Here is an 18,640-nt window from a genome sequence, read left to right as displayed (position 1 = left end):
TGTCTGGCCCCTCGGTGGGCGGGAGGCCGTCCCCGCCTGCTCAGCGATGACGACGAGGACTTCGTCATCCAGACGGCCACCACCCGCCCGGCCAAGCTCTGCAAGCCCTTCACCCGCTGGTCGATTCGGAAACTCGCCGATCACCTGCGCCGCGACCTCACCCGCCCGATACGGATCGGCCGCGAGGCCCTGCGCTGCCTACTCGCCCGCCGCGGGATCACCTTCCAGCGCACCAAGACCTGGAAGGAGTCCACTGACCCGGACTTCGACGCCAAGCTGGACCGCATCGAGTACGTGCTCCACGAGCGCCCGGACCGGGCCTTCGCCTTCGACGAGTTCGGGCCGCTGGGCATCCGCCCGACCGCCGGGGCCTGCTGGGCCGAGCAGGGCAGGCCGGACCGGTTGCCGGCGACCTATCACCGCACTCACGGCACCCGCTACTTCCATGGCTGCTACTCGGTCGGCGACGACACCCTGTGGGGCGTCAACAGACGCCGAAAGGGCATCGGCCCGACCTGGGCCGCGCTCAAGAGCATCCGTGCAGCCCGCCCGGACGGCGCCCCGGTCTATGTGATCCTGGACAATCTCTCCGCCCACAAGAACGCGCGTATGCGCCGCTGGGCGGCGAGGAACAAGGTCGAGCTGTGCTTCACCCCGACGAACGCGTCCTGGGCCAACCCGATCGAGGCACACTTCGGGCCGCTGCGGCAATTCACCCTCGCCAACTCCCACCACCCCAACCACACCGTCCAGACCCGCCAGTTGCACCGCTATCTGCGCTGGCGCAACCAGAACCCCCGCCACCCCGACGTCCTGGCCGCACAGCGCCGCGAACGCGCCCGCATCCGCAGCGAGAAGGGCATTCGCTGGGGCGGACGCCCCCTCGCCGCCGCAGCCTGACCAAGTAAGTGATCCCGCCGTGCCCGGATGTGGAGATCAGACAGCGACCAGGCTCTTCGCCATGACCCGCTCCCTGCCAACGCCATCGGGCAGAAGATCGCCGGGCTCACCCGTGTCCGTGAAACCGTGCCGCTCATAAAGCGCGGTTGCCTTGCGGTTGTCCGGCACGACGGACAACCGCAGCGTCGTGGCACCGCGCTCCACCGCCCACCGCTCGACCGCCCGGATCAGGCAGTCACCCACGCCCTCGCCCCGAGCCGTGGGGTTGACCCACATCGAGATCAACTCCACGTTCTCTGTTCCCTCGCCCGGCACTCCGCTGGCCATGCCCACCGGAAGGCCGTCGAGAAGCGCGACGAGATCGTACGCGCCAGGAATCGACAGACGGGCACGCCAGCGTTCCTCTCGGTCACCGGAGCCCTGCCACTGGGCCAGTGTCGATCCGAACGCGTAGGGCGCCTCAGCAAGCGCGGCCAGTCGCAACTCCCGCCAAAGGGGCCAGTCGTCTGATTCCAAAGTGCGTAGTTCAAGCATGATCCAGACCCTGCCCGCCCGCCGGGGTCGGCAGCAAGTTGATTACCACCATGCAAACGAGGTCGTTCAGCCCTGCGACCAACCGAAACCGGGGAGCAACGGTGACTCACGCACCCGCAGACCACGAGACCTCGGTGAACCTATCCGGTCACGGCACTAGCGGCCCCACGGCCACGGCGGTCATGAGGGCGGTGGTCGACTCCGGTCCGACGGACAGCAGGCGCGAGGTGCCGCTCAGGGCGTAGAGGAGCATGGCCGGCAGGACGGCCCATAGGCCGACGACCGGCGGCAGGCCAGCCACACCCGCGTAAGCCATGACCTGCGGCACCAGGTAGGCGGCGACCGTGATTCCGGCCAGGACGTCGCCCCGTAGCAAGCTCGTCCGGTAGCCACGGAAGGCGGGCGGGATCGCAGTGCGCCGTCCGTGCTTCGGCATGGCACCTCCGGGACTCCACGCGGGCTGTGGTCACATCGTGCCGGGCGGAGGGCTGCAAGGAGGTGAAGCGCGCGAGTGGGCCGACCGCTACGTGCTGCTCTTTCGCAGACGGAAGCCGGTGACGATGTCGGGCCTGATCCGGATCGCGCCCGATGCGGTGCCCTCGACCCAAGGCTGCAGGAGATGCGCGTAGCGTTCGACCTCGTCGGGGGCGGTGATGGCGGTGGCGTAGCCGGTGGCGACCACGCTCCACCCCAGGCGTTCCCCTTGATCGATGACGTCGGCTTCGTACGCGACGACCACGCCCGCATCCCCCTGTGCCGCGAGCAAGGCTGCCAGCGTCGAGCCGTCCTGGACCTGGACAATGATGTCGCCGGCGTCGAGAAGGTGGTTGACCGGACGCACGGCGGGCAGCGCGTGACGGGTGAACACGATCCGGCCCAGTTCGACGGTGCCCAGCAACTGCAGCGCCTCGTCCGCGCTGAGCTCTTCCATCTGTCGTCCCGGCACGCTGACAGTAGGCGAGCTGGTGGTAAAGGCCGGGTCGCTCTTCATTGTGTGCATCCTTGGTCAAGCGGGCGGGACGCCGGTGCCCTTGCCCGCTGTCGGCTTCTCAAAGGGGCGTGGGCCCAGGGGCATGGCTTCGCAGCACCGCGAGCCGCCGGCTGTATTCCTCGTCGTCGATCTCGCCTCTGGCGAATCGTTCCGCGAGAAGCCTCTCGGCCCCCTTGTCGGAGGCTGGGTACGGCGCGGGTGCTGTGCGCCCGTCCGCACCGTCTCGCCTCAGGGCGCGGACCACAAGGACGGCCGCCGCGACGATCAGGGTCCAGACGATCAGCGTGGTGAGGGACATGGCGAACCATCCCCAGGCCCCCATGCCATGGCCATTCCAGTACATCGCGCACCTACCGGGTGGACGGGGTCGATGGCCGCGTGCCGGCCATCTGCTGCCAGGATCTCCGGCTGCAACAACCCCGGGCATGGGCCGGTCGGCCCACAGACGGGACCACAGGGCCCATGCCCGGGACACGGGGAACGCCAAGACTGAAGACGGACTCGAACAGGAGGCCATCCATGAGTACCCAGTCACCCACCCGTATCTCCGAGGCGCTCCCCGCCGACTGCCGTTCCCGTCTGATGGAACTGGCCCACGAGGTCAACTTCGACGAGGGGACCCGTCTTTTCCGGGAAGGCGGCCACGCCGACCGGTTCTGGATCGTCCGGTCCGGCACCGTGACCCTGGATGTCCACGTACCCGGGCGGCGCCCCGCGGTCATCGATAGCCTCGGTGCCGGCCAGCTGGTCGGCTGCTCGTGGCTCTTCAAGCCGTACTCCTGGCGTCTGGGCGCCGAAGCGATGACGCCCGTCCGCGCGTACGAGTTCGACGCGGAGCGCGTAAGGACGCTGATGGACGCCGACGCCGCTTTCGGCTCTGCCCTGGGCCGCTGGGTCGGGCAGGTCCTCGCCAACCGGCTGCAGGCCGCCCGCGTGCGCCTTCTCGACCTGTACGCGCCCTACGGCAGCGGCAGCTTCCTCTGATCGTCCGCACGGCGAAGGAGCCGGTCATGCCCGCATCCCGCTACACCGTCAGTGATGTCATGACGCACACGGCTGTCGCCATCGGCCGCGAGGCGTCCTACAAGGAGATCGTCGAGCTGATGCACCAGTGGAAGGTCAGCGCGGTTCCCGTCCTGGAAGGCGAGGGACGGGTCGTCGGTGTCGTCTCCGAGGCGGACCTGCTACCGAAGGAAGAGTTCCGGCGGACGGATCCCTCTCTGCCCGGTCAGCTGGAGGAGGCGTCGAAGGCCGCCGGGGTGCTGGCCGAGGAGCTCATGTCGAGCCCGGCGATCACCGTGCATCCCGACGCGCCCGTTGCCGAAGCCGCCCGGATCATGGCGCGAAAACACGTCAAGCGCCTGCCCGTGGTGAACGCGCTCGGCATGCTGGAGGGTGTGGTCAGCCGCAGCGACCTCCTGAAGGTGTTCCTGCGGCCCGATGAGGAGCTCGAGGAGGAGATCCGTCAGAGCGTGCTCACCGAGCTAACACCCGGCGTGACCGTGGACTTCGTCGTACAAGACGGCGTCGTCACTCTGCGCGGCCCGCTGCGGGACCGGGCCCTGGTCCCCCTGCTCGCACGGGCGGTCCGCGCGGTCGAGGGTGTCGTGGACGTCCGGATGGAGCTGAACGGCGGCGCCGTTGCTGCCTAGTGCCTTCGCACGGCCACGGGGTGCGTTGCGCACCTTCCTGAGACAATGCGGATGGAAAGCGTCATGGGGACCGAACCAGGGGCGATCATGTCCGATGATCCGAAGGCATCCGCCGAGGCGTCGATCAAGGTGTTCCTCCTGGACGACCACGAGGTGGTCCGGCGCGGGCTGCGTGACCTCCTGGACGCCGAGCCGGACATCACCGTCGTGGGCGAGGCGGGCACGGCCGAGCAGGCACTGGCCCGCGGGCCGGCGCTGCGCCCGGACGTGGCCGTGCTCGACGTACGGCTGCCCGACAGCGACGGCATCACCGTCTGCCGCGAGTTGCGCTCTCGCATGCCGGGCCTGGCCTGTCTGATGCTGACGTCCTTCGATGACGAGGACGCGCTGCTGGACGCGATCATGGCGGGTGCCGCCGGGTACGTACTGAAGCAGATCAAGGGTTCCGACCTGGTCTCCGCCGTGCGGACGGTGGCGACAGGCCAGTCCATGCTGGACCCGGCCACCACCGCCCGTCTGATGCACTCCCTGCGGGACCCCGAGGCCGCCAAGGAACCGGAGGACGCCCGGCTGGCGGCTCTGTCAGAACGCGAGCGGGCAGTGCTGGAGCTCATTGGCGAGGGCCTCACCAACCGGCAGATCGCGAAGCGGCTCTACCTGTCCGAAAAGACCGTCAAGAACCACATCTCACGGCTGCTGGGAAAGCTCGGCGTGGAGCGGCGGGTCCAGGCGGCCGTGATCGCCGCCCAGGTGCACGAGCACGACGCCGGGCCGGCGAAGCATTAGGAACGCCGGCGACGGTCACCGCTAGGGTGCGACCAGGGGTACCTGCCACTCCAGGCGGGTGCCTCTCTCTCCGTCGCCCCGCGCTGCGACGTCCATCCGGCCGCCCAGCCTTTCGGCACGCTCTGCCAGGTTCCGCAGTCCGCTGCGCCGACCGCCCTCGGGCAGGCCGACGCCGTTGTCGGCCACGGTGATGGTCAGGGTTCCGGCAGCCGCAGAGATAGAGACCTCTGCCTGCGTGGCCTCGGCATGGCGGGCGACGTTGGTGAGTGCCTCCCCCACTACGGCGAGAGCCTCGTCCGCGATGGCCGACGGTACGTCGGTGTCGATCAGCCCCTCCATCCTGAGGGCCGGCGCGAAGCCGAGGGCTGCAGCGGCCTCGTCCATGGCCTGGACCAGGCGGGAGCGCAGTTTGGACACCTGACCGGGGACTTCGTGGTCGCGGAGTCCGAAGATGGTCGATCGGATGATCTTGATGGTGGCGTCGAGGTCGTCCACGGCACGCGCGAGGCGTTCGGACGCCTGGGGGTGGTCGACGAAGCGCTGGGCGCTCTGGAGCGTCATGCCGGTGGCGAAGAGGCGCTGGATGGCCAGATCGTGCAGGTCGCGGGCGATGCGGTCGTGGTCCTCCAGCAGGCTCATCTGCTCGGTGTCGCGGCGCCGGTCGGCAAGCTCCAACGCGAGGGCGGCCTGGCCCGCGAACCCCGGAAGCGAGGCGACCTCCGTGGTGGCGAAGGCGGGGCGACCGTGCCGCCGGGCGAGCATCAGGACGCCGCTGAGCTTTTCCTTGGTGCCAACGGAGACGGCCACGGCCGGGCCGAAGCCCGTCCACCGCTCGGGTTGCACAGTGACGCGCTCGTCGGCCGCCACGTCGGGAACCGTGATGAGGCCGTTGCGGGCCAGCGCGGCCTCGGCGAGAGTGCCCCGGATGCTGGGCAGAACGATCCCGCGGTGCGCCTCGGCTCCCTCCCCGAGCGCGAGGGAGCCTCGCAGTTCACCGGCGGAGCCGAGCAGGTAGAAGACGCCCATGTCGGCGCCGGTGATGTCCTTGGCCCGCTCCAGCATGCCCTCAAGGACCTCGCCCTCGGCCGCTCCCGAGAGCAGGGCGCTGGTGATGTCGGAGCTGGCCTCCAGCCAGCGCTCGCGCAGCCGGACCTCCTCGAAGAGCCTGGCGTTCTCGATGGCGATGCCGGCCGCGACGGCGAGGGTGGACAGGACCGCCTCGTCCTCGGCGTCGAACTCGGCACCACCGCGCTTCTCGGTCAGGTAGAGGTTGCCGAAGACGTCCTCGCGGACCCGGATCGGCACACCCAGGAAGGAGTGCATCGGCGGGTGGTGGTCCGGGAACCCGTACGAGGCAGGGTGCTCGGACAGCTCCGACAGCCGCAGCGGTTCGGGATGGCGGATCAGCTCGCCGAGGATGCCGTGGCCGGAGGGCAGGTCTCCGATCTGCGCGCGGAGGTCGTCGCTGATGCCGACGGGAAGGAACTCGGCCAGTTTCTTGTCGTTCCCGATGACTCCGAGGGCCCCGTATTCGGCGTCCACGAGCACCACGGCGGCCTCGACGATGCCCCGCAGCACCTGCGGCAGGTCGAGTTCCCGGCCCACGGACATGACGGCCTCGAGCAGACCGTTCAGCCGGTCCCGTGTGCCCCTGACCTCGTCGATCCGCACCTGCAGCTCATCCAGCAGTTCGTCGAGCCGCAGTCGAGGAACACCGCTCCGGGTGGGCTGTTCCCCTGTGCTCATGCCCACCTCCGGCCGGAAGCGATGGCGAGATGGCCATCACGTTCACGGTATCCCCGGCCGGATGGACCGGCCTTCCCACTCAGTGGGAGGCCGGTGCGCCGTTCGGCCTCTCCTCGTGCCGTGGCGTGCCGGTTTCGTCGTGCAGGTGCCGGACGTGGGCGTCCGGGCCGGGGAAGAACAGGCTGGTACGACCGGTGTCGGACCAGCGCACGTCGTACGGCGGGGTGCCGTCCTCATGGTGCAGGGCGATGACTTCGCCGTCACGGCCGGGCTTTCCGATGGTGGGGCCGCCGACGACGATCTGGTCGCCCAACTCGGCGTGGATCCCGTGCCCGTCCGCAGGTGAAGATGCGTTCATGGTCATGCCTTTCTGTGGAATGCGCTGCGCAGGAGCCGGGCGGTGACGAATGCCGCGAGGGCTGCCGCGGTGGCCAGCCCTGCGCCGGCCCAGCCGACCGGCTGGGTGTCCAGCAGCGACTGCAGAGCGGGAACGTGCAGGGCAGCCATCGCCAGGAGGGCGGAGGCCGCCACGGAGGCGGGGAGGGAGAGGTTCTGGGTAGTGAGCAGCCGGGCCCGCAGACCCAGGGCCACGCCCAGCTGGGCGCCGAGCAGTGACAGGAAGAGCACGCTCTGCCAGGGCAGGTCCATGGCGCGCGCGCCAATGCCGGCGATCAGGCTGAACGCCGTCACGGCCACGGCCAGGATGAGGAGGCGTTGCCACACGCCTGCGGCCAGGATGTGCTGTCCCGGCGGCCGGGGCGGGCGCCGCATCGCCTCAGGTGCGGCCGGCTCGGCGCCCATGGCCACGCCGGTCAGGCCGTGGGTGAGGAGGTTGATCCACAGGATCTGCCCCGCCCGCAGCGGCAGGGCCAGGCCGAACAGGGGACCTGCCAGCATCACGAGGATCTCGGCGGCTCCGCCGGCCATGGCGTAGACGAGGAAGCGCCGGATGTTGTCGTAGACGCGGCGGCCTTCCTCGACGGCCGTGACCACGGTGGAGAGCTCGTCGTCCGTGAGGACGAGGTCGGCGGCCTGGCGGGCCACCTCCGTGCCGCGGGCGCCCATGGCGACGCCGATGTCCGCCTGGCGGAGGGCGGGGCCGTCATTGACGCCGTCCCCGGTCATCGCGGTCACGGCACCGCGGGCACGCCAGGCGTGGACGATGTCCAGCTTCTGCTGTGGATCGGTCCGGGCGAAGACGCGGACCGTGGTCAGGTCGGTGTCCGGTGCTGCGGCCAGCTCGGGTCCGGTGACGACCGTATCGGCTGAGCCCTCCTCGACGAGTCCGATGCGTACGGCGATGGCGTGGGCGGTCGCGGGGTGGTCGCCGGTGATCATGACCGGTGTGATGCCCGCGGCGCGGCAGGCTGCCAAGGTGGCGGCGGCCGCCGCTTTCGGCGGATCGCTGATGGCGATCAGGCCGAGAAGGCTCAGTCCCTGTTCCGTCTCGGTCGCAGGCGGATGCCACTGGAGCCGTTCGGTGCCCGCCACCGCGAGGACCCTGAACCCGTGCGAGGCCAGCTCGGCGGCCTGCTGGCGGGCCTGGTCCAGGACTTCGGCCGACTCGGCGAGCACCGCGGGAACCAGGACGGCCTCGGGCGCCCCTTTGAGGCAGACCAGAACGTTGCCGTCCGGCAGGTGGTGGAGGGTGGTCATCCGTTTGCGCAGGCTGTCGAAGGGGGCTTCTCCGGTCCGGGGGCAGTCCCGGTGCAGCTCGGCAGGGTCGGGGCAGCCGGCCTTGGCAGCGGCTGCCAGCAGTGCGGCCTCCATGGGATCGCCCACGGCCGTCCATACGTCGGAACCGCTCTGGGGCGGTTTCAGGCTCGCGTCGTTGCACAGGGCTGCCGTGGTGAGGAGCTCCTGCAGCGGGCGGAGCTGCTCGGGCGTCAGGGAGCGTCCGGAACGGGTCAGGGCTCCGTGGGGTTCGTATCCGCTGCCGGACACGTCCGCGGCTCCGGACGGCGTCCACACGTGCTGGACGACCATGCGGCCTTCGGTGAGAGTGCCGGTCTTGTCCGTGGCCAGCACACTCACCGAGCCCAGCGTCTCGACCGCCGGCAGGCGTCGAACCAGGGCGCCCCGGGCCGCCATGCGGCGGGCGCCGAGGGCGAGGGCGAGGGTGACCACGGCAGGCAGGGACTCGGGCACCGCGGCGACGGCCAGGCTGATGGCGGTGACCGCCATCGTGCTCACACCGAGGCCGCGTACGAGACCCAGGGCGAAGACGAGCACGCACAGAGCGAGGGTGACGGCGGCCAGAACGCGGCCGAGGGAGGCGAGGCGGCGCTGGAGCGGGGTCGGCCCGTGTTCCCCGTCGAGGAGCGCTGCGATTCGGCCGAGGGCACTGGCGGTTCCTGTGGCCGTGGCGGTGGCGGTACCCCGACCGCGCACCACGACGGTGCCAGCGCTGACCGTGTCACCGGCAGTTTTGGCGACGGGTTCCGATTCGCCGGTGAGCATGGACTCGTCCATCAGGAGAGCCGACGCCTCGGTGAGATCGGCATCCGCGGCGACGATGTCCCCCTCGCCCAGCAGCAGGCTGTCACCGGGCACCACCAGCGCTGCCGGCACCTCGTGGGCGGCACCGTCGCGCCGTACCCGTGCGTGCGGGGCCGAGAGAGCGGAGAGAGCGGCGACCGCCCGGTCCGCCCGGACCTCCTGGGTGACTCCCACGGTCGTGTTGAAGACGACCACCAGCCCGATGACGACGGCGTCCGGGTGGTCACCGATCGCGATGGTCAGCAGTGCGGCACCGAGCAGCACCATGATCAGCGGATCACGCAGCTGGGCCAGCACCCGACGGTGGAGGGGTGTGGGTCGCGGCGGTTCCACCTCGTTGCGCCCGTAGCGGGCCAGTCGGCGTTCGGCCTCGGCCTGCGTCAGCCCCGCCGGGGCCGAGGAGCTGACGGACGGTGTGTCGATCGCGCGGCTGGTCATGGCGGGCTCATCCGGTGGGGACGGTGATCACCGGGCAGTGCGCACGGTGCAGCAGCCCGTGGACCACGGATCCGATCCTCATGCCGGTGTATCCGCCGCGTCCGCGGCGGCCCACCACGACGGCCAGCGCGTGCTCGGCGGCCCGGGCCAGTTCTTCGACCGGGTGGCCGGTAAGGACCTCATGCGTCACATGGACGTCCGGGTACTTCTCGGACAGGCCGGCGGTGGCCTCGGAGAGCAAGGTGCGCTGGGCCTGCAGCGCTACCTCCTCGTCGTCCAGCATGATGAGCGGCGGCTGCCACACGCAGACGACCCGCAGCGCAGCCCCCCGAAGGTCGGCCTCGTCGAAGGCGAAGGCCAGCGCGGCAGTGGCGGATGCGCTGCCGTCGATACCCGCGACGACGTAGGGCGGCTGCTGGCTGATGTGCTCGGCGTCGCCCACGACGACGACCGGGCAATCGGCCTGGGCGGTGACGGGGACCACGAGCGAACCGGCACTGAAGAACTCGGCGGTGCGGCTCAGGTGCCGGGATCCGAGGACGATCATGCGGGCGTCCCGCGCCGCACGGCCCAGGACGGGAGCCGGGAAACCGCCGAGCAGATCACCGGTGACGCTCACCTCGGGATGGCGGTCACGTACCCAGTTGCACGCTTGTCCGAGTCGGTCGGATCCGGCCTGTCGCAGGGCCGTCTGGCCGGGGGTGTCATCGACGTGATGGGTGTCGTGCTGGGGCGGTACCGCGAGCACCAGGCGCAGCGGGAGCCGACGCCGTTGTGCCTCGTCGGCAGCCCAGGCCAGGGCAAGGTGCCAGTCCCGGACCGGGTCGATGCCCACGACGATGTCACGGGATCCTGCCTGGCGGGTGGTCATGACTGGCTCCCGAAGTCGCTGCCGGTCCGGGGGATGAGGAGGACGGGGCAGTGGGAGTGGTGCAGCAGGCTGTGCGTGGCCTTGCCCAGATTGCGGGCGAGTCCGAGGGGTCCCGGTACCCGGCGGCCGCCCATGACGAGCAGGTCTGCGTGACGGGATGCCTCGACCAGGACGCCGGCCACGGAGACGCTCTTCTCCGCATCGGCCTGCACGTCCAGGTCGGGGAACTCGCCGCGGACCACGTCCGCGACGGCCCGCAGGGCCTCCGCGTGCCCGCTCGCGATCTCGTCGACGCCGTCGAGCATGCTGACCACCTCACCCACGGACTGGAGCACGTTCCACACGTGCAGCAGCCGCAGCGAGGCCTTGTGCAGCTCCGCCTCCTTGGCGGCGTACCGGGCGGTCAGGAGGTCGTGCTCATCGCGGATCGCCGCGAGGACCGTGCCGGTCTCCTCGGCCCCGTCGATGCCTCGGACGACGATGACGGGCGTCATGGCGATGGCCGCGGTGTCCAGTCCGACCGAGCCGAGCATGAGGGAGTTGAACCCGCCCAGGCCGCGGTTGCCCACCACGACCGTGCCGTGGAGCCCGCCGGCCCGGTGCAGGCTGTCGACGGCGCCCGCGCGGCTGAATTCGGTGGTCACGGTCAGCCCGGGGTACTCGGACGACACAGCCTTCGCCGTGTCGTCCAGGAGCGCCCGACCGTTGACGCGTACCCGTTCGATGGTCTCCGCCGACAGGTACAAGGCCCTGCCGTCGGTGTCGGCGCCGTAGACGATGTGCAGGGGACGGTCACGGCGCACAGCTTCCTTGGCCGCCCACAGGGCGGCGGCGCGCGCCGACTCCGAGCCGTCCACGCCGACGATGACCGAGCTGGTGTCCGGAGTGCGGAATGTGCTTTCCACGATTTCTCCCAACCGAGAGCCGATGAGGGACACCCCTCACCCTGGCACCGTCGACGCCCTGGGAAGAGGGCCGCCCGGGACCCCAGGCGGGACCAAAGGTCCCCACCCGTCGCGGCCCGGCACCCCGGACCCCTACGGCCCCTGGACGGGACCGTTCGGCCCTCGCTCCCCAGCGGTCACCGGCGGATGGTTGGGGGCACACCCACATCGAACATCAGCCTCGCGTGACACAGCGGAACAGGAGGGCCTCATGAAGCGCCTCAAGGTGGCGGACCTGATGACTGACGAGGTCGTCTCCGTGGCCCCGGGCACCGGCTTCAAGGACGTCGCGAAGCTCCTCGCCCAGTACGACATCTCCGGAGTCCCCGTCCTGGACGACGAGGACCGCGTGGTGGGCGTCGTCTCGCAGACCGACCTGCTGGCCCACACAGTGTCGGGCTCCCATCCCGCCGAGCAGAGCAGCACGGTGGCTGGGCCGCCGTCCGCGGGCGACGTCATGTCCGCGCCCGCGGTCGCCGTCCATGCCGAAGAGACAGTGGCTGACGCCGCCCGGCTGATGACCCGCCGGGGTATCGAACGCCTCCCCGTCGTGGACGTGGAGGACCGGCTCGTCGGCATCGTCACCCGCCGGGACCTGCTCCGCATGTTCCTGCGCCCGGACTCCGAGATACGCCGGCGTGTCACCGACGAGGTCCTCACGGAGGTGCTCGGTGTGCCGACCGGGGACGTCGACGTCCATGCGGTGGACGGCATCGTCACCCTGGACGGCCAGGTCGAGCGCCGGAGCCAGCTCCCCGCACTCCTCACCCTCGTCGAACAACTCGACGGGGTCGTCGCCGTGGCATCACGCGTCACCGCCCGCACCGACGACACGGCAAGCACGCACGCGGACCATGCCCGGCACGCAATGCCGTGGTGATGAACGCCGGACCCGCACGAAGGGAATCGCAGCCATGGAAGACCACGTGACCGTCGGAGTCGACGGCTCCCCGGAAAGCCGGGCGGCAGCGCGCTGGGCAGCACGGGAGGCCGTCCTGCGGCAGGTGCCGCTGCGGCTCGTGCACGCCGTTGACTGGCCCCTGGACCCGGTGTTCCCCGGACTGGGCCGCCAGGACGTGGACCGCTGGGCGGACCAGGCCCTGACCGAAGCCGCGCAGGAGCTGCACGGGCGCCACCCGAACTTGGAGATCACGACCCGCTGCCTGACAGCACGGCCGGCCGCCGCCCTCGCGGCCGAGGCCGCCGACGCCGGGCTGCTGGTCCTGGGATCGCGCGGCCTGGGCGGCCTGGTCGGCTTCATCGTCGGCTCGGTCGCCATGTCCACCCTGGTCGCGACCGACACGCCGGTCGTTCTCGTTCGCGTCGCTGACGACCGGGACGGCCCGGGCACGGACTCCAGCGCCGAGGTCGTCGTGGGGGTCGACATCCACGAAGCGTGCGACCGCGTCCTCACCTTCGCTTTCGAAGAGGCGGACCGGCGCGACTGCCCGCTGCGGGCTGTCCACGGCTGGAAGATGCCGGCTGCCTACAGCTACGTCCCCTTCTTCGACCCGGACAACGAACGAGACATCGGCAGGAGCGTCACACACATGGTGGACGACATGCTGCTGCCCTGGCGGCACAAGTTCCCCGACGTGAACGTCAGCCACAGCGTGTTCATGGGATCCGCGGGCGATCATCTCGTCCGGGCCGCGCAGGGCGCACAACTCGTCGTCGTGGGACGCCATGTGCGCCGCTCCGTCCTCGGCGGGCACCTGGGCTCGGTCGCCCACGCGGTCCTGCACCACGCAGCAGCCCCCGTGGCCGTCATCGCCCACGGCTGAAGGAGCGGTACCGGGGGGGAACCCGCCTCGAATCCCCCGGACGGCACTACCCACGGACGGGTCGCCCTTCAGACCATCACGAGTACCGGCCGTTTCATCGAGGAGGAAGGCCATGAAGCACCTGCGCAGCGTCGAGGACGTCATGACACACGCCGTGATCTCCGTCGACCAAGGAACCGCGTTCAAGGACATCGTGGAAGCGCTGCGGATGTGGAACGTCAGCGCGCTCCCCGTCCTGGCACAAGACGGACAGGTGGTCGGCGTCGTCTCCGAAGCCGACCTGCTGCTCAAGCCCCAAGGAACCGACACGGCCCACGACACCACCGCCGAGCAGCTGATGACCCGCCCGGCAGTGACCGTCACGAAGGACGCCACCATCCCCGCCGCGGCGCGTCTGATGGCCCGCGGGCACCTCAAGCGCCTTCCCGTGGTCGACGGCGACGGCCGCCTCGTCGGCGTCGTCAGCCGCGGCGACCTGCTCAAGGTCTTCCTGCGGCCGGACGAAGACATCGGTGCCGAGATCCGCGAATTGATCATGTACCAGCTGATCCCGCACGGTTCCGCCGAAGTACACGTCCACGTCGCCAACGGCATCGTCTACCTCAACGGATCGCTGCCTGACCCCGCCATGGAAGACGTCGTCGTACGCGCCGCCGGCACCGTACCGGGCGTCGTCGACGTCAAGACGGATTTCACCGTCCCCGTCTCCGCATGAGGTCATCACCGCCATGAGGCACCGCAGCGTCGCGGACCTGATGACGCCCACCGCCGTCACCGTCCGGCGCACGACCGCATTCAAGGAGATCGCCAGGCTCCTGAAGGAGTTCGACATCACCGCCGTGCCCGTGGTCGACGAAACCGGGCACCCGGTCGGCGTCGTCTCCGAAGCCGACCTTCTCCGCCGACGGCCCGCCGGTGGTGCGGCAACAGCCGAGGAGCTGATGACGAGCCCGGCCGTCACGGCCCGACCCGAGTGGAGCGTGGTCCGCGCGGCCCGGGTCATGCAGCGCCACCGGGTCAAGCGGCTACCGGTCGTCGATGAGGAAGGCCGCGTGGTCGGCGTCCTCAGTCGTAGCGATCTGATCCAGCTCTTCCTCCGCCGCGACCACGCGATACAGGAAGAGATCCTCGAGGACGTCCTCACCCGGACTCTCCACCTGGCTCCTTCGGCCATCACCGTCGAAGTCGACGACGGCCTGGTGACGCTCAGCGGCACCATGCCGCAGCCCGGGCTGCTGCCCGTGGTGGTGCGTCTTTGCCAGAGCGTCGACGGGGTCGTCGACGTCGACAACAGACTGACCTGCGCCGAGGCCGAACCGAGCTGAGTGGGCAAGCAGGGGCCGGTCGGTCCCCGGATGGGCCGCTCGGTCCTTCCCAGGGCAGGACGAGCGGACGAGGCTGAGAGAAGCCGACCATACGACCCCGGGAGGAACACCATGTCGAACCGGATCACGGTAGGTCTGGACGGATCGGGCGCCGACACCGCCGCTGCCGACTGGGCCGCCCACGAGGCCGAACTGCGTGGCGCGGCGCTGGAACTCGTCCACGCGGAAGACTGGGCGCAGTACGGTCCCTTCGCCGTGCCGCTCCCCGAACCGCGTGAACAGTGGGCGGAGGAGCTCCTTTCGCGCACACGGGATCGGCTGCTGCGCGAACACGGCACGCTCGACATCAGCACCCACGGCACCAAAGGACTCGCGGCCTCCAAGGTCCTCGCCTCGTCCGCAGCCGATGCGGACCTGCTCGTGCTCGGCTCACGCGGTCTCGGCGCCATAGCCGGGTTCATCGTGGGCTCGACCGGCTCGGCGACCATCCCCGAGACCGACACGCCCGTCGTCCTCGTGCGCTCCGTCGAGGCCAAGACAGTCCGCCCGGGCACGCAGGTGATGCCGGACCGGTGGTGCTCGGAGTGGACCTGCGCAGCAACTGCGACCGGCTCCTCGCTTCCGCCTGCGAGGAAGCGGACCGGCGGGCCTGCCCGCTCGTCGTCGTACACGGCTGGTCGCTCCCGCCGGTCTTCTCCTACGCTCCCGTCCTCGACCCCGGCGTCGAGAAGGAGATGGCCGACGGACTCGAGACCACGCTCAGCGAGCTGCTGCGCCCCTGGGAGAAGAAGTACCCGCGGCTCGCCGTCGATGCCCGCATCGTCATCGGCCAGCCCGCCATCCAGATCCTGGACGCCGCGTCCGGCGCGGCACTCGACGTGGTCGGCCGGCGTATCCGCCGTCCGGCACTCGGCGCCCGCATCGGCCCCATCACCCACGCGGTGATGCACCACGCCACCTCACCGGTCGCCGTCGTGGCGCACGACTGAGGCCGCACAGACAGGACCAGTCCCGTGACCGCAACACACTTCGACCCCGACACCGTCATCCAGCTCGTCGGCGACGCCGTCACCGCCCCGTCCATGCACAACGCCCAGCCATGGAAGTTCGTGTTCCATTCCGGCAGCGGCGCTCTCGCCCTGTACGGCGATCCGGAACGCGCGATGACGCGAACCGACCCGAACCACCGCAGCCTCCACCTCGGTTGCGCCGCGGCGCTGTTCAACCTGCGCGTGTCCGCGGCCTGGATCGGTCTCCCGGTCCGCATCCAGCTCTTGCCCGACGACGACGAACCATGGCTGTTCGCCACCGTGACCATCGACGAAACTGCGGGCGCGGACCGCGAGCTCGCCTCCCTGCACGACGCCGTCCGGCGTCGGCACACCAGCCGGTACCCCTTCAGCGAGGAGCCGGTGCCGACCGCACTGCTCGACGGTCTGTGGGCCGCCGCCCACTTGGAAGGCTGCCGCCTCACCGTCCCGGACACCTGGCACATCGACACCGTGCTCGGGCTGGTACGGGACGCAGAACACCGCGAGGAGATCGATCCACTCGCCCGGGCGGAAACCGCGGCCTGGGCCTCCCCCACGCAGGACGCTTCGGGCACGCGTAGTGACGGCATTCCCGCCGCCGCGTTCGGACCGAAGGCTTCTGGCGGCCGCACGCCCGTACGTGACTTCGGCTGGGCCAACCCGATACCGGATCGCGGCTGGGCCGTGTTCGAGAAGCGGCCGCAACTGGCTCTGCTGAGCACCCCGGGGGACACGAGAGCCGACTGGCTGCGTGCAGGCCAGGCGATGGAGCGGGTCCTTCTGCAGGCCACTGCCGACGGCCTCGCCACCTCGATGACGTCCCATCCCCTGGAATGGCCGGAGTTGCGCTGGACGGTTCGCGACCCGGTCGCGGCCATGGGACACGTGCAAATGGTCTTCCGCCTCGGCTACGGCCCCGCAGGCCCCGACACGCCCCGCCGCCCGTTGACCGAGGTCCTGGAAATCCGGGAGTAGACACCACGGCGCCTACCGCGGTTCAGTCCTTCCCGAGGGTGGCGGCGTGGTCGGGTACGGCGGTCTGCAGCTGCTTGGACGGACGCTCGCAGCCCATGGACCGCTGCCTCAGCGGCAAGATCAGCGACGGTACCGCCACGTCCGTCCAGTCCGGGAATGGGGGGCTGCCGCGTAGATGGCGAGGATGTCCCACCTCGGGCGCGCACCAGTGTTAGCCGAGCGCGCAGGCGAGCTAACGGCCATCGCCAGTCCGGCGGGCAGCAGGGTGAGCAAGCTGTCGGCTACTGGGCCAGAACGGGCAGTGGTGCCCTCGGCAGCCGTGTCGTGCTGGTAGACATCGGGGATGCCGTCGTTGTCGGCGTCAGTGTTCTCCGCCTCGTACAGCCTCCGGTAGACGGTGTTGCGCCGACGCAGCAGGACGGCTGCAAGGACCGCGGCGATCAGCGAGGCGACGAGCACAGCGGCCTTGACGTGCTCGCCGGTCTGGCCGCCGGGGAAGGCGAGTTCCCCGATGAGGAGGGCGACGGTGAAGCCGATCCCGGCCAGTACGGACAGGCCCAGGACATCGGCCCAGGCGAGGTCGGGGTTGAGCTGGGCGCGGGTGAAGCGGGCGGCCAGGTAGGTTCCGGCGAAGATGCCCACCGTCTTGCCGACGACCAGGCCGATCACCACACCGAGGGGCTCGTGGCTGGTGAACACCGCGCCCAGGGCGGGGCCGGAGATGCTCACCCCGGCAGCGAACAGCGCGAACAGCGGCACCGCGATACCGGCGGAGAGCGGGTGGGCCAGGTGCGAGACCCGCGAAGCGGGCGAGACGTCCTCGCCTACGTCGCGGGCGGTGCGCAGGATCAGGCCCATGGCGACGCCGGCGACGGTGGCGTGGACGCCGCCGTTGTACATCAGTGCCCAGGTCGCTACCCCGAGGGGCACGTACCACCACCAGCCGCGCACCCGCAGCCGCTGCAGCAGGTAGAAGAGCACCAGGCCCCCGGCGGCTCCGGCGAGCGCCCACAGGTTCAGCTCGGAGGTGAAGAACACCGCGATGATCAGGATCGCGCCCAGGTCGTCGACGACGGCGAGGGTGAGGAGGAAGGCGCGCAGCGCGGCCGGCAGGTGTGTGGACAGTACCGCCAGGACCGCCAGGGCGAACGCGATGTCCGTGGCCATCGGGACCGCCCAGCCCGCACTGCTGCCGCCGCCCGCCGTGGTGGTGGCCAGGTAGAGGGCGGCAGGTACGGCCATCCCACACAACGCGGCGATGACCGGCAGCGCGGCTGTGGCCGGGGTACGCAGCTCACCGACGACCAGCTCGCGCTTCAGCTCGATCCCGGCCACGAGGAAGAACACGGCCAGCAGCCCGTCCGCCGTCCAGTGCCCCACCGACAGATCCAGGCCGAGGGCCGGTATCCCGAAGTGGAAGTCTCGCACGGACGCGTATGCCGCGCTCCACGGGCTGTTGGCCCAGATCAGCGCGAGGACGGCCGCACCGAGGAGGACCAGGCCGCCGACGGTCTCGGTGCGCAGGGCGCGGGTGATCGCCTGCCGTTCTGGCAAGGGCAGCAGTCCGAGGAAAGGGGAGCGGGTGCCGGACATGGCAGTGGCCTCCGGTATGTCGACGACGAGAGGGCACACTGCCCCCAGGACGCCGACCAGACTTCCCGGCACACCGCGCGCCAGCTCTTGACGCGTTCTTTACACCGTATCCACCGGAGGGCAGGCTGTCTGCCCCGGCGCCTCCGCAAGATCACAGCGGTGTCAGGCTGTTATCAGTCCTGGCGTAAGGCGCAACACCGTGCAGCGATGGCTGCGAGCACGAGTGCGGCGGCCGCGTAGAGCTCGGGCCGCTCGGCGGGCATCGTGTAGAAGACAGCGCCCGCGATCGCGAGGATCGCGCCCCCTCACCAGCAGGGGCGAGGCCAGACAGCGAGCGGGGTGGCGGGTCATCGCGGGTCAGGACCCGGCAGGTGAGGCGTGGTGCAGGCGCGTACGGAGCGATTCGGCGTGGGCCGGCTGAGCTCGGAGTTTGTCGACCTGTTCGGTGGCGGCCTGCTCGTACTCGCGCACGCGCCGCAGCAGGGCCTCGCGCTCGCCGTGTCGAGGCCGGGCAGGGCTGAACTGCTCTGCACCGAGCAGCCCGGCGGAGCACGGGGTCATGTGGGCAGGT

At 70.4% G+C, this 18,640-nt stretch carries 19 protein-coding genes and 3 pseudogenes; 11 read left to right on the top strand and 11 right to left on the bottom strand.

Features of this window, described 5'->3' with window-relative positions:
* A partial coding sequence (locus PV721_RS29490; RefSeq protein ID WP_319729430.1) for an IS630 family transposase occupies positions 1-900 on the top strand: 900 nt, incomplete at its 5' end.
* 36 nt (positions 901-936) lie between these two features.
* Here the strand turns inward: PV721_RS29490 and PV721_RS29485 are convergent.
* From PV721_RS29485 to PV721_RS29470, 4 genes and pseudogenes are all read right to left on the bottom strand, one after another.
* A complete protein-coding gene (locus PV721_RS29485; protein WP_319729429.1) occupies positions 937-1,434 on the bottom strand; it encodes a GNAT family N-acetyltransferase in 498 nt (165 codons plus the stop codon).
* A 157-nt stretch (positions 1,435-1,591) separates the two neighbouring features.
* A pseudogene (locus PV721_RS29480) lies at positions 1,592-1,870 on the bottom strand (SulP family inorganic anion transporter); the annotation flags it as partial.
* Positions 1,871-1,957: 87 nt separating this feature from the next.
* A complete protein-coding gene (locus tag PV721_RS29475) occupies positions 1,958-2,425 on the bottom strand; it encodes a pyridoxamine 5'-phosphate oxidase family protein (protein WP_319729427.1) in 468 nt (155 codons plus the stop codon).
* A 58-nt stretch (positions 2,426-2,483) separates the two neighbouring features.
* The gene (locus tag PV721_RS29470) at positions 2,484-2,723 is read right to left on the bottom strand and encodes an SHOCT domain-containing protein (RefSeq protein ID WP_234314063.1); all 240 of its coding nucleotides are present in this window, start codon (positions 2,721-2,723) and stop codon (positions 2,484-2,486) included.
* A 221-nt stretch (positions 2,724-2,944) separates the two neighbouring features.
* Here PV721_RS29470 and PV721_RS29465 point away from each other — a divergent pair, with 221 nt between their 5' ends.
* The 3 genes from PV721_RS29465 (at position 2,945) to PV721_RS29455 (ending at position 4,863) form a co-directional block, all read left to right on the top strand.
* Positions 2,945-3,409, top strand: coding sequence for a cyclic nucleotide-binding domain-containing protein (locus tag PV721_RS29465; protein WP_319729422.1), 465 nt, complete (start codon positions 2,945-2,947; stop codon positions 3,407-3,409).
* Between the two features lie 26 nt (positions 3,410-3,435).
* On the top strand, positions 3,436-4,077 hold the full coding sequence (locus PV721_RS29460) for a CBS domain-containing protein (RefSeq protein WP_319729420.1): 642 nt from the start codon (positions 3,436-3,438) through the stop codon (positions 4,075-4,077).
* 87 nt (positions 4,078-4,164) lie between these two features.
* Positions 4,165-4,863 carry a response regulator transcription factor gene (locus PV721_RS29455; RefSeq protein WP_319729418.1) on the top strand — a complete coding sequence of 233 codons (699 nt, stop codon included), beginning with the start codon at positions 4,165-4,167 and terminating at the stop codon, positions 4,861-4,863.
* Positions 4,864-4,884: 21 nt separating this feature from the next.
* On the opposite strand, the gene PV721_RS29450 is transcribed toward PV721_RS29455, so the two are convergent.
* The 5 genes from PV721_RS29450 to PV721_RS29430 form a co-directional block, all read right to left on the bottom strand.
* Complete coding sequence (locus tag PV721_RS29450) at positions 4,885-6,609, bottom strand: GAF domain-containing protein (RefSeq protein WP_319729417.1); 1,725 nt, start codon at positions 6,607-6,609, stop codon at positions 4,885-4,887.
* Between the two features lie 79 nt (positions 6,610-6,688).
* Positions 6,689-6,967: a DUF1918 domain-containing protein gene (locus PV721_RS29445; protein WP_416371206.1), complete on the bottom strand. Its 279-nt coding sequence runs from the start codon at positions 6,965-6,967 to the stop codon at positions 6,689-6,691.
* A 2-nt stretch (positions 6,968-6,969) separates the two neighbouring features.
* Entirely contained in the window at positions 6,970-9,546 is a 2,577-nt protein-coding gene (locus PV721_RS29440; protein WP_319729415.1) for a cation-translocating P-type ATPase, read from the bottom strand.
* A 7-nt stretch (positions 9,547-9,553) separates the two neighbouring features.
* Entirely contained in the window at positions 9,554-10,417 is an 864-nt protein-coding gene (locus tag PV721_RS29435) for a universal stress protein (protein WP_319729412.1), read from the bottom strand.
* Entirely contained in the window at positions 10,414-11,322 is a 909-nt protein-coding gene (locus PV721_RS29430; RefSeq protein ID WP_319729410.1) for a universal stress protein, read from the bottom strand. Before PV721_RS29430 ends, PV721_RS29435 begins: the two co-directional genes overlap by 4 nt.
* 250 nt (positions 11,323-11,572) lie before the next feature.
* Between PV721_RS29430 and PV721_RS29425 the strand changes: the two genes are divergently transcribed.
* The 7 genes and pseudogenes from PV721_RS29425 (at position 11,573) to PV721_RS29395 (ending at position 16,476) form a co-directional block, all read left to right on the top strand.
* A complete protein-coding gene (locus PV721_RS29425; protein WP_319729407.1) occupies positions 11,573-12,241 on the top strand; it encodes a CBS domain-containing protein in 669 nt (222 codons plus the stop codon).
* Positions 12,242-12,275: 34 nt separating this feature from the next.
* Positions 12,276-13,145, top strand: coding sequence for a universal stress protein (locus PV721_RS29420; RefSeq protein ID WP_319729405.1), 870 nt, complete (start codon positions 12,276-12,278; stop codon positions 13,143-13,145).
* Positions 13,146-13,257: 112 nt separating this feature from the next.
* Positions 13,258-13,860, top strand: coding sequence for a CBS domain-containing protein (locus PV721_RS29415; RefSeq protein WP_319729403.1), 603 nt, complete (start codon positions 13,258-13,260; stop codon positions 13,858-13,860).
* Positions 13,861-13,873: 13 nt separating this feature from the next.
* Positions 13,874-14,470: a CBS domain-containing protein gene (locus PV721_RS29410; RefSeq protein ID WP_319729401.1), complete on the top strand. Its 597-nt coding sequence runs from the start codon at positions 13,874-13,876 to the stop codon at positions 14,468-14,470.
* A gap of 30 nt (positions 14,471-14,500) precedes the next feature.
* Positions 14,501-14,932 (top strand): annotated as a pseudogene (locus PV721_RS29405) (universal stress protein); the annotation flags it as partial.
* A gap of 110 nt (positions 14,933-15,042) precedes the next feature.
* Positions 15,043-15,459, top strand: a complete 417-nt coding sequence (locus PV721_RS29400) for a universal stress protein (protein ID WP_319729399.1) — start codon at positions 15,043-15,045, stop codon at positions 15,457-15,459.
* Between the two features lie 24 nt (positions 15,460-15,483).
* Positions 15,484-16,476 (top strand): Acg family FMN-binding oxidoreductase, encoded by a 993-nt coding sequence (locus tag PV721_RS29395; protein ID WP_319729397.1) that lies wholly within the window; start codon positions 15,484-15,486, stop codon positions 16,474-16,476.
* A gap of 120 nt (positions 16,477-16,596) precedes the next feature.
* On the opposite strand, the gene nhaA is transcribed toward PV721_RS29395, so the two are convergent.
* Positions 16,597-18,069: a Na+/H+ antiporter NhaA gene (gene nhaA, locus PV721_RS29390; RefSeq protein ID WP_319729396.1), complete on the bottom strand. Its 1,473-nt coding sequence runs from the start codon at positions 18,067-18,069 to the stop codon at positions 16,597-16,599.
* A 357-nt stretch (positions 18,070-18,426) separates the two neighbouring features.
* Positions 18,427-18,640, bottom strand: a pseudogene (locus tag PV721_RS29385) (hypothetical protein); the annotation flags it as partial.

Origin of the sequence: Streptomyces sp. MB09-01 (assembly GCF_033794505.1) — a bacterium.
Taxonomy (GTDB): Bacteria; Actinomycetota; Actinomycetes; order Streptomycetales; family Streptomycetaceae; genus Streptomyces.
The sequence above is the reverse complement of the archived record's forward strand: the minus strand, read 5'-3'. Positions and strand labels throughout refer to the sequence as shown.